This is a genomic window from Streptococcus varani (assembly GCF_001375655.1).
Taxonomy (GTDB): domain Bacteria; phylum Bacillota; class Bacilli; order Lactobacillales; family Streptococcaceae; genus Streptococcus; species Streptococcus varani.
This window is the reverse complement of sequence record NZ_CTEN01000003.1, coordinates 265914-278978: the sequence shown is the minus strand read 5'-3', so window position 1 is coordinate 278978 and position 13065 is coordinate 265914. Positions and strand designations below refer to the sequence as shown.

Sequence of the window (13065 nt, the reverse complement as noted above, 5' to 3'; positions counted from 1 at the left end):
TTCCCTCCTTGCAGACTGATGTCTTGTTGAAGTCGGGAGATTAGGAAATCGAAAGTTTTCCTCCTCACAGTCTTAGACGACTGTTGAAGGTTGGAGATAGGGAAAAGGGAAGTTTTTCTCGATACAGTGCGGATGGATTGGTTGAGTTGATAGATAAAAGAATCAAAAGAAAAAGTTGGCAAAATAGATTGGAATAACTAAAAGGAGTATCGAATCCGTATTCTTAACATTGATTCGATACCCATTTAAAGTATTCAATTTTCAAAAGAAAGGCTGAGATTCGATTTTTTCTCGGTCTTCTTTTATTTTAGGTAATCATTAATCTTTTGAAGATTACTTTCCAGGTCTGTTCCATAAGTCAAAATCAGGTAATCATACTTCTTTGTCTCCAGCAGTTCAAAAGAAATCTTGCTGTGCTTGAGGGGGGCAGTGAGTTGATTTGAAGTTAGTTCCAATATTAATTTTTCTTTGCTGATGCGATAAGCTGTTTGCAATTGGACCCCATCCACTATCTTTTGCATATCCATTTCCTGTTTTAGGTGGAGATTTCGCAAGTTCTGTGTGTTACGAGCGAACATACCGTTATCAATATAGAGCGACAAAGCCTTCTGCATAATGAGGTTGGTATCATAGTCAATCAGGCTTTTTTCTTCTAAAAAGGATTCTACTAGAGGTTGGGGCAGGGCTACGCAACCGATTCGCAAAGCTGGAAAGAGGGTTGTAGTGAAAGATTTGAGGTAGATGACGCGACTTTCCATATCCAAATAATGAAAGGGTAGGGACTTGCTGGCATCAAAATCAGCAAGATAATCATCCTCCACAATATAAACCTCGTATTGCTGAGCTAAGCGCACAATCTCTTTTTTTTCTTCTAAAGTGTAAGAAATGCCCAGAGGATTATGGAGACGGGGAATGGTATAGAAAAACTTAATCTGACCAGTCTGGAAGATTCTTTCCAATTCTGCTAGATTGAAACCAGCAAAGGAACGTTCAATCGTTTCAAATGGTAGATCTTGTTTTTCGACCAATGTTTGCATTCGTTCATAGGTTGGTTTTTCTAAGAGAATTTTATGGCCTCCATTGTGGAAGTCCATTTTTGATAGAACATAGAGGGCTTGCTGGGTGCCAGCTGTGATGACTAGTTGCTCTTTTTTACTGTAGACATCATAGTTCATCAGCAACTGGTGACTCGAAGCAAGTAAGTCTTCGAGTCCTTCTTGTTGGTGATAGTAGTTGAAGAGATAATTTTCTCGTCCGACCAGGCTTTCATTGAGGCAAGTTCTGAAATCTTCATAAGGCAATTGTTGAAAATCTTCAGGGTTCAGCACCAGTGTCTCTAGCTGAAAATCCTTGTCTTCTAAGATATAATAACCGCTCTTTTCAACTGAATAAATGGCATTTTGGTGCTTGAGCTCTAACATGGCTTTTTGCACAGTATCCTTGCTACAGTGATAGTCTGTGCTGAGTTTTCGAATGGAAGGCAGTTTTTGCCCTCGCTTAAACTCGCCCCTTTCAATGCTGTGCAGAATATCCTGGATGATGATTTTATATTTGTTCATCTCTTAGCCTCGATGAATTCAATGCATATTTGAGAATAGCCTGAGCAACACCAGATTGATCATTGGAACTTGTCTCAACCTGGGCTATTTTTTTGACAGCTGCCTTAGCATTGGCCATAGCCACAGATAAACCAGCGAATTCAAGCATTTCTAAGTCGTTGTTGCCATCACCGATGGCCATGATTTCCTCTGTTTGAATACCTAGATCTTGAGCCAAGCGAGCTAGAGCCTTCGCCTTGCTGACTCCCATTGGTAGGGCTTCAAAAGCATAGTCCAGACTGCGAACGGTGTTGTATTTTTCAGTAAGTTGACTATCGAATCGCTCTTGAAAAGCATCTAGAATCCTTGGTTCTCCAATGAAAATAGGAACCAATACTGGGATGTTTTTCTCTTTGAATGACGGTAAATCAGTGTGAAAAATCTTAGAGAACTCAATCTCCGCATCTCGCTTGGTCTGGGCATTGATCTCCCTTCCCAAGACATAGTTGGCTTCTGGCGTGAAGAGGACCAGATTGAGTTGAGGAAAATCAGCCAAGAGAGCTTCTAAAGCCTCTAAGTCTTCTGCGTCAACTCCTTCGGTATGAAGAAGTTGCCAATCCTTATTTGTCATGGTTAGACAGCCATTATTCCCAATAACGTATTCTTCATCGCTTAAATTGAGTTGGTCAAAATAGGGAGTGATACCTGATTTGGGACGCCCTGTACAGAGAACAATTTTAATACCGGCTTTAGCAGCCTTTTGCAAGGTTTTCTTGTCTAAATCAGAAATTTCTTTTTGGGAATTGAGCAAGGTTCCATCCATATCAATGGCGATTAGTTTGATCATCGTGACTCACTTTCTTTATCTGTACCAGCACAGTTTTCTTAGTTTCATTGTATCGTAATCGATTTTTTATAGCAAGAAAAGGCTTGGAAAACCAAACCTTTGTGTGTTGAATGTTAGTGAAAATGAAATCAGCACTCGCTTTTGAAGCTTGCTCAACTGTACAAGCAACAAATGGCAAAAAACTTTTTAAATCCTGAAAGTCGACTAGTTCATATAAAAAATAATGGCCATATATTGGAGGGCAGAAGCTAGGATGATGAAGAAATGCCAAATCATATGGAAATAGGGCTTCTTCTTAGCGTAAAAGATGGCACCAATAGTGTAAGAGAGACCGCCTCCCAGCATCAGTAACCAGAAAGCAAGTCCAGTTTGTCGGATAATGGCTGGAAAGATAAAGACAATCAACCAACCCATAATCAGATAAAGGGCCAGACTAAATTTTTCATTAACCCTTTTGGCGAAAATTTTGTAGAGTATACCAAAAATAGTAGTGCCCCATTGGATGAAGAGAATAACATAGCCGATCCAATTATTCATAATAGTCAAGACCACTGGTGTATAAGACCCAGCAATAGCGATGTAAATCATGCTATGGTCGATGATGCGTAAGATGTACTTGTGAGTGGAGCCATAGGACATGGAATGATAGATGGTTGAGGAGAGAAACATGAGGAAGAGGCTGATGACAAAGACTGAAGCCCCAAAGGCTTGCAAAGCTCCATGCAAATTGAAAGTATGGATAGCGGTATAGGGCAAAATCAGCAACATGCCAAAAGCTGCGACCGCATGCGTAACAGCATTTCCGATTTCCTCACCGAATGTTAGTGGGTTGGATAATTTAAAGCTGGTATTCATTTTATTTTTCCTCCCTGAGCTGTTCAATCAACTCCATAGCTTCTTTATAGACTAGAATAGTCTGACAGGCCTTGCTGATTAATTCTGGTGTGTTCGGTTGACTCTTTCCTTCTAGGCAGTCCACAAAGGTATCATAGAGAAGCTGTGAATTCCGATCCTTATAATGAACATCAATCATTTGTGCAATGTCTGAAATAGAAAAGACTGTCTTACAAATACTTAGCACGATTAACCTTGCCAACTGGATACGGCCGTATTTCTTTTTTTCAGGCTTTGGTAGAAAGCCGTTTTTGACATAGTTGTTAATCATGGAAGCCGTCAAAGGTTTCTCATTTTTGCTGAGAAAAGTTTCCGTCTCTTGATTAACATAGAGAAGAACTTGATCCAAATAAAGATCAAGTGAGGGCAATTCATTCCATTTTGATAAAGACATAATCATAAACACCTTTTTATCTAGTTTTGATAACTAGATATTATCATCTTATAAAATATTTGTCAAGAAAAAAGCAGATATGATACAATGAAGCTATGAAAATTCTTATTCCTAATGCAAAAGAAATGAATACCAATTTGGAAAGTCAAGCTTTTCAGCAACTACCTGCTACTAGCCAAAAGCTTCTGGTCCTTCTGACAAAGATGTCCATTGAAGAACTGGCTAAGTTCTATAAAATAAAGTTGGATAAAGCAGAGTTGGAGTTGGACCGCTGGCAACGATTATCTCAAGGTCAAGCTAGACTTTATCCTGCTTGGCAACTATATGATGGCCTCATGTATCGCTATATGGACCGGCGAGATTTGTCTAAGGCAGAGGTGGATTATCTGAAGAAACACGCCTTTATTACGACAGGTTTTTATGGGGCCATCAATGTGTTTGATCTCATTTCTCCCCACCGCTTGGACTTCCAAGGAAATCTCAAGATTGGTAAGACGGGTCTTAAACAATTTTGGCGAGAGCAGTATGATCATCTGGTCGAAAAGGATGAACTCATTATTTCCTTACTTTCTTCAGAATTTGAGGCAGTATTTTCACCAAGTCTTCAGAAAAGATTAACCAAGATTATCTTTATGGAAGACAAGGATGGCCAACTCAAAACACATTCCACTATTTCAAAAAAAGGACGTGGACGTATCCTTTCTCAAATGGCCAAAGAGAAGATTCATACCATAGAAGAAATCAAGACCTTACAATTTGATGGTTTCATCTTTCGTGATGATTTGTCCTGTGAGAAGGAATTGGTCTTTGTCAGAAGCATTAGCTAGGGTCACTGCTCTTTCATTGCCATCAATGGCATAGGTCTGCAACAAATAGTATTCGCCTTATAAAGAATAGCTATGGCTATTCATAAAAAATAGATAATTGCCTACTAACGGTCTTTCTGTTAAGATGAAAAGAGTAGCAAATAAGGAGATTTTATGTCTAATAATTTATTAGTCCTTCAGTCGGATTTTGGTCTGGTCGATGGAGCTGTATCAGCTATGATTGGTGTTGCTCTACAAGAGTCCGCTGAACTGGTTGTCCATCATTTGACCCATGATATCACGCCTTACAATATTTTTGAAGGCTCTTATCGACTCTTTCAAACGGTCGAGTATTGGCCAGAGGGAACAACTTTTGTCTCAGTTGTTGATCCGGGTGTCGGGTCTAAACGACGAAGTGTGGTTGCTCTGACCGAGAAGAACCAATATATCGTGACTCCTGATAATGGCACACTCTCTTTTATCAAGAAAGAAGTTGGTATTAAGGCTGTTCGTGAAATTTCAGAGGTTGCCAATCGCCGTGCAAATACAGAGCATTCGTATACCTTCCATGGTCGTGATGTCTATGCTTATACAGGAGCCAAATTAGCTTCAGGTCATATCTCTTTTGAAGAAGTTGGTCCTCTCTTAAAAGTAGAAGATATTGTTGAAATTCCAACTGTAGCCACCCTACTCGGAGCAGATTTTGTTAAAGGCTCTATTGATATCTTGGATGTCCGCTTTGGTTCTCTCTGGACTTCGGTATCAAGAGATGAGTTTTATCAACTAGAACCGGCATTTGGTGATCGGTTCGAAGTGACAATTTATAATAATGATATGTTGGTCTATCAGAATCAAGTGACTTATGGGAAATCTTTTGCAGATGTTCGCATTGGTCAACCTTTGATTTATATCAACTCTCTTTACCGGGTAGGTCTAGCTATTAATCAAGGGTCCTTTGCTAAAGCCTACAATATTGGTGTCGGTTCTAACTGGCACATTGAGATCAGAAAAATAGCTCACTAAGAGCACAGTTAGGAGAAAAAATGAAAAATAATTCTATTAAATCAGTTGTTGCAATCGGTGTAGGGGCCGCCCTCTTTGTCATCATCGGTATGTTGGTGAGGATCCCAACTGGTGTACCCAATACCAATATCCAGTTACAGTACGCAGTCGTAGTCCTTTTAGCCATTATCTTTGGTCCAACTGTCGGCTTTCTTTCAGCCTTTATCGGGCATACACTGATTGATGCGATTGGTTATGGTTCGGTTTGGTGGACTTGGGTTTTAGTCAGCGCCCTCTTTGGTTTAGTGATTGGTTTTGCATCTAAATTTATTAACTTAGAAAAAGGCAGCTTGTCCCTTAAGGATATCATTATTTTTAACCTTACACAGGTGGCTATCAATATTCTGGGTTGGGGTCTCATTGCACCGTTTTTAGATATATTGATCTACTCTGAAGATTCTACAAAAGTTTATACTCAGGGCTTAATGACTGCAATCGTCAATAGCCTGACTGTAGCTGTTGGTGGAACAATTCTACTAGCCATTTATGCAAAGAGCCGCGTCCAAACGGAGATCGGCTTCCTATTCATGAGCATGAATCTAACAAAATTGACTAAGAATCTCGACCCTAAAAATTCAAATACTCAAAAACCACACAGTGATTTTTTCATCTTGATTGTTTTCAAGACAGAAATCACCGTGTGGTTTTATTTGAAGCTACTTTTTGCCCAGCCTCTTTTACTATATTTTTGAACGTTTTAATTTGTAAAATTTATTTTGTTGCTTCCAATAAAGCATCAGCTTGTGCAGCAACTGCAGCCAATTTATCTTCCGCAACGACTAACTCACCAGTTCCCCAAGCTTCTGGATTAACAGATATACCTGTGAAATCACCAACAGCTTGTGTACGTATAAATGGTAGAAGTGCATTGTAAGCAGCAAATAATGGCTCGTGTCCACCATTTGCAACAGATGAAATGGTTACAATTTTATCTTGGAGTGCAGAAGCACCAGTTGTGTCAGACAAGTCTAAGGCACGGCTGAGCCAGTCAAGTAAGTTTTTCACAGAACCAGGAATAGCAAAATTGTAAACTGGAGAGAAAATCCAGATAGCATCCGCAGCAAGAACAGCCTCACGTGCAGTTTGAACGGAAGCAGGTGCATTTGCTTCAAGGTCTTGTGAGAATACTGGGACGTCTTTCCAGTTAAGGTAAGTAACACTTGCTTTACCTTCTAAAGCTTTTTCAGCTTTCTCAGCCAATTGATGGTTGAATGAACCTTGGCGGAGTGAACCGACTACAAATAAAATGTTTTTCATTTCTTTTTCCTCTTTTTCTATGATAAGTTTAAAAATGCTAGTAGCATTCTTGAGAGTTGGTTGTGATGGAATCTACGAGAACTATCACTATGTAGTAATTATATGACAATTTTTATCACTTGTAAAGGATTTTGTTTGCAATCATTCTATTCTTTTCAGAGGTTTCTATTTGATAGAAAAGTCAAGACCAGGAGCATAGGGCAGAAAATAAAAACCCTGAGTTCACATAGGAGTCAGGATTTCGCATTGATTTTTTAAATTTGTTTTATTGCATTGATCAAGGCTTCAGCTTGAGCAGTGATAGCCACTAATTTATCGTCTGTCACCACTAATTCTCCAGTAGCCCAAGCTTCAGGATTGATGGCAACTGCAGTAAAGTCGCCAACCATTTGGGTACGGACGAACGGAAGCAGGTCTGCAAAATGAGCGAACATTTGCTCCTGTCCACCGTTTGCGGCAGCAGATACTGTTGTAAATTTATTTTCTAGAATGGACGGACCTTTTGGATTAGATAAATCAAGAGCACGACTGAGCCAGTCGATGACATTTTTCAGACTACCTGGGATAGCGTAGTTATAAACGGGAGAAAAGAACCAGATAGCGTCTGCTGCTTCAACAGCATCCCGAGCAGCTTGAACGGAGGCTGGAGTTGGAACTTCTGCATCTTCTGAGAAAGCTGGAATTTGAGACCAATCAAGGTAAGCAATCTCAGCCTTGCCTTCTAAAGCTTTCTCAGCTTTTTCAGCCAATTGGTGGTTAAATGAACCGTTGCGAAGCGAACCGACTACAAACAATACTTTTGTCATAAATGACTCCTTTATAAAAAAATAGGGTTAAGAAAGTATGTATTGCCAAAACTTTCTTATTGATTTGATGAAATGAGCATACCATACTCAGAATGAAATAGCAAAAAGAGCTTACAATTTAAATTTTCTAAGAATAGTAGCCATTGTTTCTTGTTCCTCTTGGCTGATAATCGAGAAAATTTTACCAATATTTTCATAATGTTCCGGAAGAATCTTTTCTATTCTTTCTTGACCAAGGGGGGTTAAACCGATTAAGAAGGAACGCTTGTCTTTTTCATCTGGAACTTTAAAAATATAACCATCGCGGATCATATTGCGGATAACCACTGTCATATTACCAGAAGTACTGAGCAATTTATCGATCAGGTCCTGAATACGGAGATTTCCTTTGTTGTAGAGAGCTTCCAAGACACCAAATTGAGACACTGTCAAATTGTGTTTTTTAATGGTCTGTATTTCTTGGCGGCTAATTGCGTTGGTTGCACGATGAAAAACAACCAAACTATGTAAGGCTGATTCATTTTCTTTTAATATTTCTTCAATCTTCTTTTCCATGAAAATAGTTTAGCAAGAAAGGAGAAAATATTCAAATTTTACCCTTGAAAATCTCGAAAAATTCAAGAGATTTTTGTTGGATTTCTAGCATTATAGGTCAATATGTAGTATAATGTACCTATTATGGCAAATTTAAGACGAAGAACTCTGAGAAGTTACAAAAGAGACAGACAACCACTAAGTATATGGAAACAATATTTGATTGGTTTTTTTGTTTTGTTCTCTGTCTTAACTTTTTCAACAATTTACGTTTTGGAATCTGCAAGCAAACCTTTTGTAAATGCGAAAGATCAAGCAATTCGAGTGGCTAAAGAATACGCTCATGTGACGGATGTTTCTCAAGTTACCATTTATAATGGAAAAGAAAGCTACTTTGCTGTTAAAGCTAAGGATGCTACCGGACAAGCTGTTTTCGTTTTGGTTCCAGAGAAATCCTCCGAGATTTACGTTTATCAAGTAGATGAAGGGATTTCTAAAATCGCTGCGGAGCAAAGAGCTACTGATAATGGAGCTGGGCAGATTGATAGAAGTGTTTTCGGTTTTCATGAGGGGCATGCTATCTGGGAAGTGAAATCTGGCAGAGCCTACTATCTCATTGATTTTAAAACAGGAGAACTGCTTAAGAAGGAGGGCATATGACCAAGTTATCAAGACGAGTTTTAGAAATGGAAGAAAGTGTCACCTTGGCTGCTAGTGCGCGTGCAATGGCATTGAAAGCTGAGGGACGGGATATCTTGTCCTTGACCTTGGGGGAGCCTGATTTTGTGACACCAGAAAATATTCAAGATGCAGCTCTTTCTTCTATCAAAAACGGGAAAGCAAGTTTTTACACTGCCGCATCGGGCCTGCCGGAACTCAAAGATGCTATTTCTACTTACATGGAGAACTTCTATGGTTATGCAGTTCCCCGCAATCAAGTGGTGGTAGCAACTGGCGCTAAATTTATTCTTTATGCAGCTTTTGCTACCTTGATTGACCCAGGTGATGAGGTCATTATTCCAACTCCTTGTTGGGTCTCCTATGTAGATCAAGTTAAGATGCTGGATGGAGTACCCGTTACCTTCCAAACGACAGAAGAGAATGATTTCAAGGCTACAGTTGCACAATTAGAGGCAGCTCGTACGGATAAGACTAAACTTATCTTGCTCAATTCTCCATCAAATCCGACTGGTATGATTTATAGTCGAGATGAATTAGAAGCCATTGGAAACTGGGCTTTAGAGCATGATATCCTGATTTTGGCGGATGATATTTATGGTCGTCTGGTCTACAATGGCAATGAATTTACAGCTATCTCAAGCTTGTCAGAAGCCCTCCGCAAGCAAACGATTGTGGTCAATGGCGTTTCTAAGACCTATGCCATGACTGGCTGGCGAGTTGGCTTTGCAGTGGCAGAACCAGAGATTATCGCAGGGATTGCTAAAATTGTCAGTCAAACCACTTCAAATTTAACAGCCGTTTCTCAGTATGCAGCCATTGAAGCTTTGACAGGTGACCAAAGTTCCATTGAGATCATGCGTCAAGCCTTTGAGGAAAGACTCAATACTATCTACCCACTCTTAGCTGAGGTTCCAGGTTTTGAGGTCATCAAACCTCAGGGAGCTTTTTATCTCTTTCCTAATGTTAAGAAGGCTATGGCCATGAAAGGCTTCACGGATGTGACTGACTTTACCAATGCTATCTTAGAAGAAGCGCAAGTCGCTTTGGTTACAGGGGCTGGTTTTGGTGCTCCAAATAATATTCGTCTAAGCTATGCTAGTGACATGGAGACCTTAAAAGAAGCGGTGAGACGAATCAAGGCTTTCATGGAGAAGTAGAATGATTGATCATTTCGGTATTAAAGTAAAGGATTTAGAGGTTGCTAAAACTTTTTATCAAGCAACTTTAGCTCCGTTGAACTATCACCTTCAATTTGATACAGAGTGGGCAGTGAGTTTTGCAGAACCGAGGAACGCAGATCCAGGTGGTGATTTTTGGTTAAGTCAAGGTCAGCAAGAACCCGAGTATTTTGCTTTTAGTGCTGAGACTTTTCAAGAAGTGGAAGCTTTTCATCCAGCAGCCCTGGCTGCTGGATGAAAAGACAACGGTGCTCCAGGTGAACGTAGTCACTATCATCCTGGTTACTATGCTGCCCATGTGATAGATCCAGACAGCAATAATATCGAAGCTGTTTGCCACCAAAATAAATAAAGTAGAAAAGAGATTTTGTAAAGAATGAAAAAATTAGTAACAATTTTTGATGTACCAAAGCATGTGAATGAGGAAGTGACCATAGGTAGCTGGGTTGCGAATAAATCAGGTAAAGGTAAGATTGCTTTCCTCCAATTGCGTGATGGAACAGCCTTTTTTCAGGCGGTAGCTTTCAAACCAAACTTCATCGAAAAATTTGGTGAAGAAGAAGGAACTGCTAAGTTTGATACGGTTAAGCGCCTCAGTCAAGAAACTTCTGTCTATGTAACAGGTATCGTCAAAGAAGACGAGCGTTCAAAGTTTGGTTATGAGTTGGATGTGACAGATATCGAAATCATCGGTGAATCTCACGATTATCCGATTACACCAAAAGAGCACGGAACTGACTTCCTGATGGACAACCGTCATCTCTGGTTGCGTTCTCGCAAACAAGTTGCCATTCAACAAGTTCGTAACGCCATTATTTATGCCACCTACGAATTCTTTGAAAAAAATGGCTTCATCAAGTTTGATAGTCCAATCTTATCAGAAAATGCGGCGGAAGATTCAACAGAACTCTTTGAAACAGACTATTTTGGAACTCCTGCCTACTTGACCCAATCAGGTCAGCTTTACTTAGAGGCAGGTGCTATGGCGCTCGGTCGTGTATTTGACTTTGGTCCAGTTTTCCGTGCGGAAAAATCAAAAACACGCCGTCACTTGACAGAATTCTGGATGATGGATGCGGAGTATTCTTTCTTAAACCATGACCAATCCCTTGATTTGCAAGAAGCATATGTTAAAGCCCTCATTCAAGGTGTCATCGACCGCGTTCCTCAAGCACTTGAAACCTTGGAACGTGATGTGGATGCTCTTAAACGCTACATCGCCGAACCCTTCAAACGTGTCTCTTATGATGATGCTATCAGCCTTTTACAAGAGCATGAAGCAGATGAAGATACAGACTACGAACATTTGGAGCATGGAGATGACTTCGGTTCACCACATGAGACTTGGATTTCAAACTACTTTGGTGTACCGACCTTCGTTGTCAACTATCCAGCTAGCTTCAAGGCTTTCTACATGAAACCAGTTCCAGACAACCCTGAGCGCGTGCTCTGTGCAGATCTCTTGGCTCCAGAAGGCTATGGTGAAATCATCGGTGGATCCATGCGTGAAGACAACTATGATGCACTCGTTGCTAAAATGGATGAGCTTGGTATGGATAAATCGGAATATGATTTTTACCTTGACCTCCGTAAATATGGTTCAGTACCACACGGTGGTTTTGGGATCGGTATTGAGCGTATGGTAACCTTCGTAGCGGGTACAAAACACATTCGTGAGGCAATTCCTTTCCCACGGATGTTGCACCGTATTAGACCATAGACACTTCCTTCCATACTATTTGTTTAACGAGTAGCTAGTAAGGAAAAGTATCTTAGAGTCGGTTGAGTTTAGTAAACCACTTTACTTGGCTTCAACAGGTCCAGTCTGAGTAGGATTGGTTTTGCACAATAATTAAATTATTGCTGTTACAACTATCTTGTTTTGATAGTCAACTTATCAGAACTCGCACTGTAAATGAAAGCCGTGCGAGTTTTTGATTATCTGTCTTAGGAAAGGAACGAGCGATTTGCCAACTCAAAAATTAAGTAATTATTCATATGGTCCTGATGCCTTCCTAGAATTACCCTCTGTTCTTGCTAGTTATGGCTTTCAGTCCCTTGTTTTAATCGGTGGAGAGAAAGCTCTGGCAGCCGTTGAGTCGGACATCTTGGCTATTCTAGAAGAGGCTGGGATTTCTGTTACAGGGAGCTTTGTTTATGGCAAAGCTGCCACTATGGCCAATGTGGACTCTTTATTGCAGTTAGAAGAGGTAGATGTCGCGGACGTTATCTTAGGAATTGGCGGTGGCCAGGCTTTGGATACCAGTAAGATGGTAGCTAAAAAAGCTGGGAAGGGCTTGCTGACGATTCCGACTATCTGTGCAACCTGTGCTGCTGGAACAGGCTTGTCCGTCATCTACAAGGAAGATCATTCCTTTGATTTTTATGAAGTAACTGGTCCACCCTTGCATACCTTTATTAATACTCAAGTCATTGCCGAGGCTCCAAGTGAGTATTTTTGGGCAGGCATTGGGGATGGTATCTCAAAAGGGCCAGAGGTTACTAGAGCTATCCAGGAGGCGATTGGTCGTGGTTTTGAACCGCCTCATATTGCTCTTTTAGGTCGGGCGATTGCTCAATCTTCACTTGATGCTCTTTACAAATATGGTGAGCAGGCTATGGAAGATGTTCAGGAAAACCGAGTCAGTCCAGCCCTAGAAGAAGTCATTCTAGCCATTATCATCTCAACCGCCTACGCTTCAAATATGGTAGTCCAGCCAACCTTTGATCTGACAACCTGCCATGCCCATGCTTTTTACAATGGGACGACGGCCATCCGTGCTAGTCGTAAGCATTTACATGGGTCCATTGTGGCCTTTGGTGTTATGGTTTTGCATGCCTACTTCGATGAAGAAAGCCAGTTAGCCCGAGTAGCCGATTTTAACAAAAAATTACACTTACCCCTTACTTTAAGTGATATGAGTTTGAGTAAGGAGGATATAGCAAGTATTGTTGAATACACTAAATCAACAGCAGAGTACCGCAACACACCATTTGATACAGGTCGTTTGGCTCAAGCTATCGAAAAAGCTGATCAGTTTGGTCAAGCTATCAAGGAAGAATAGAAA

The 13065-nt window shown here is 40.4% G+C and carries 13 protein-coding genes and 3 pseudogenes; 9 read left to right on the top strand and 7 right to left on the bottom strand.

Going from position 1 to position 13065, the window contains the following annotated elements:
* Positions 1–302 precede the first annotated feature (302 nt).
* The 4 genes from BN1356_RS07465 to BN1356_RS07450 all read right to left on the bottom strand — a co-directional run bounded on the left by BN1356_RS07465 (position 303) and on the right by BN1356_RS07450 (position 3679).
* Positions 303–1559, bottom strand: coding sequence for an aminotransferase-like domain-containing protein (locus BN1356_RS07465; RefSeq protein WP_093650773.1), 1257 nt, complete (start codon positions 1557–1559; stop codon positions 303–305).
* Complete coding sequence (locus tag BN1356_RS07460) at positions 1546–2385, bottom strand: Cof-type HAD-IIB family hydrolase (protein WP_093650772.1); 840 nt, start codon at positions 2383–2385, stop codon at positions 1546–1548. Before BN1356_RS07460 ends, BN1356_RS07465 begins: the two co-directional genes overlap by 14 nt.
* Before the next feature lie 204 nt (positions 2386–2589).
* Positions 2590–3240, bottom strand: a complete 651-nt coding sequence (gene trhA, locus BN1356_RS07455) for a PAQR family membrane homeostasis protein TrhA (protein ID WP_093650771.1) — start codon at positions 3238–3240, stop codon at positions 2590–2592.
* 1 nt (position 3241) lies between these two features.
* A complete protein-coding gene (locus BN1356_RS07450) occupies positions 3242–3679 on the bottom strand; it encodes a DUF1836 domain-containing protein (protein ID WP_093650770.1) in 438 nt (145 codons plus the stop codon).
* An 89-nt stretch (positions 3680–3768) separates the two neighbouring features.
* Between BN1356_RS07450 and yaaA the strand changes: the two genes are divergently transcribed.
* From yaaA to BN1356_RS12890, 4 genes and pseudogenes are all read left to right on the top strand, one after another.
* Positions 3769–4500 carry a peroxide stress protein YaaA gene (gene yaaA / locus BN1356_RS07445; RefSeq protein ID WP_093650769.1) on the top strand — a complete coding sequence of 244 codons (732 nt, stop codon included), beginning with the start codon at positions 3769–3771 and terminating at the stop codon, positions 4498–4500.
* 153 nt (positions 4501–4653) lie between these two features.
* A complete protein-coding gene (locus BN1356_RS07440) occupies positions 4654–5502 on the top strand; it encodes an SAM hydrolase/SAM-dependent halogenase family protein (protein ID WP_093650768.1) in 849 nt (282 codons plus the stop codon).
* Positions 5503–5522: 20 nt separating this feature from the next.
* A pseudogene (locus tag BN1356_RS07435) lies at positions 5523–6047 on the top strand (ECF-type riboflavin transporter substrate-binding protein); the annotation flags it as partial.
* Positions 6039–6217: pseudogene (locus BN1356_RS12890) on the top strand (IS5/IS1182 family transposase); the annotation flags it as partial. The pseudogenes BN1356_RS07435 and BN1356_RS12890, both read left to right, overlap by 9 nt.
* Positions 6218–6252: 35 nt before the next feature.
* On the opposite strand, the gene BN1356_RS07430 reads toward BN1356_RS12890, so the two are convergent.
* From BN1356_RS07430 to BN1356_RS07420, 3 genes are all read right to left on the bottom strand, one after another.
* Positions 6253–6798: an NADPH-dependent FMN reductase gene (locus tag BN1356_RS07430; protein WP_093650766.1), complete on the bottom strand. Its 546-nt coding sequence runs from the start codon at positions 6796–6798 to the stop codon at positions 6253–6255.
* A gap of 254 nt (positions 6799–7052) precedes the next feature.
* Positions 7053–7604 (bottom strand): NAD(P)H-dependent oxidoreductase, encoded by a 552-nt coding sequence (locus tag BN1356_RS07425; protein ID WP_093650765.1) that lies wholly within the window; start codon positions 7602–7604, stop codon positions 7053–7055.
* A gap of 111 nt (positions 7605–7715) precedes the next feature.
* Positions 7716–8159: a MarR family winged helix-turn-helix transcriptional regulator gene (locus tag BN1356_RS07420; protein ID WP_093650764.1), complete on the bottom strand. Its 444-nt coding sequence runs from the start codon at positions 8157–8159 to the stop codon at positions 7716–7718.
* Between the two features lie 303 nt (positions 8160–8462).
* Between BN1356_RS07420 and BN1356_RS07415 the strand changes: the two genes are divergently transcribed.
* From BN1356_RS07415 to BN1356_RS07395, 5 genes and pseudogenes are all read left to right on the top strand, one after another.
* The gene (locus BN1356_RS07415; RefSeq protein WP_245620321.1) at positions 8463–8798 is read left to right on the top strand and encodes a cell wall elongation regulator TseB-like domain-containing protein; all 336 of its coding nucleotides are present in this window, start codon (positions 8463–8465) and stop codon (positions 8796–8798) included.
* The gene (locus tag BN1356_RS07410) at positions 8795–9976 is read left to right on the top strand and encodes a pyridoxal phosphate-dependent aminotransferase (protein ID WP_093650762.1); all 1182 of its coding nucleotides are present in this window, start codon (positions 8795–8797) and stop codon (positions 9974–9976) included. Before BN1356_RS07415 ends, BN1356_RS07410 begins: the two co-directional genes overlap by 4 nt.
* Before the next feature lies 1 nt (position 9977).
* A pseudogene (locus BN1356_RS07405) lies at positions 9978–10349 on the top strand (VOC family protein).
* A gap of 24 nt (positions 10350–10373) precedes the next feature.
* Entirely contained in the window at positions 10374–11717 is a 1344-nt protein-coding gene (gene asnS, locus BN1356_RS07400; protein ID WP_093650761.1) for an asparagine--tRNA ligase, read from the top strand.
* A 247-nt stretch (positions 11718–11964) separates the two neighbouring features.
* Positions 11965–13062, top strand: a complete 1098-nt coding sequence (locus tag BN1356_RS07395) for an iron-containing alcohol dehydrogenase family protein (protein WP_093650760.1) — start codon at positions 11965–11967, stop codon at positions 13060–13062.
* Positions 13063–13065 lie beyond the last annotated feature (3 nt).

Excerpts from the sequence above, each read along its gene's own strand:
- BN1356_RS07465 (WP_093650773.1), bottom strand. The coding sequence starts at position 1,559 with ATGAACAAATATAAAATCATCATCCAGGATATTCTGCACAGCATTGAA.
- BN1356_RS07460 (WP_093650772.1), bottom strand. The coding sequence starts at position 2,385 with ATGATCAAACTAATCGCCATTGATATGGATGGAACCTTGCTCAATTCC.
- trhA (WP_093650771.1), bottom strand. The coding sequence starts at position 3,240 with ATGAATACCAGCTTTAAATTATCCAACCCACTAACATTCGGTGAGGAA.
- BN1356_RS07450 (WP_093650770.1), bottom strand. The coding sequence starts at position 3,679 with ATGATTATGTCTTTATCAAAATGGAATGAATTGCCCTCACTTGATCTT.
- yaaA (WP_093650769.1), top strand. The coding sequence starts at position 3,769 with ATGAAAATTCTTATTCCTAATGCAAAAGAAATGAATACCAATTTGGAA.
- BN1356_RS07440 (WP_093650768.1), top strand. The coding sequence starts at position 4,654 with ATGTCTAATAATTTATTAGTCCTTCAGTCGGATTTTGGTCTGGTCGAT.
- BN1356_RS07430 (WP_093650766.1), bottom strand. The coding sequence starts at position 6,798 with ATGAAAAACATTTTATTTGTAGTCGGTTCACTCCGCCAAGGTTCATTC.
- BN1356_RS07425 (WP_093650765.1), bottom strand. The coding sequence starts at position 7,604 with ATGACAAAAGTATTGTTTGTAGTCGGTTCGCTTCGCAACGGTTCATTT.
- BN1356_RS07420 (WP_093650764.1), bottom strand. The coding sequence starts at position 8,159 with ATGGAAAAGAAGATTGAAGAAATATTAAAAGAAAATGAATCAGCCTTA.
- BN1356_RS07410 (WP_093650762.1), top strand. The coding sequence starts at position 8,795 with ATGACCAAGTTATCAAGACGAGTTTTAGAAATGGAAGAAAGTGTCACC.
- asnS (WP_093650761.1), top strand. The coding sequence starts at position 10,374 with ATGAAAAAATTAGTAACAATTTTTGATGTACCAAAGCATGTGAATGAG.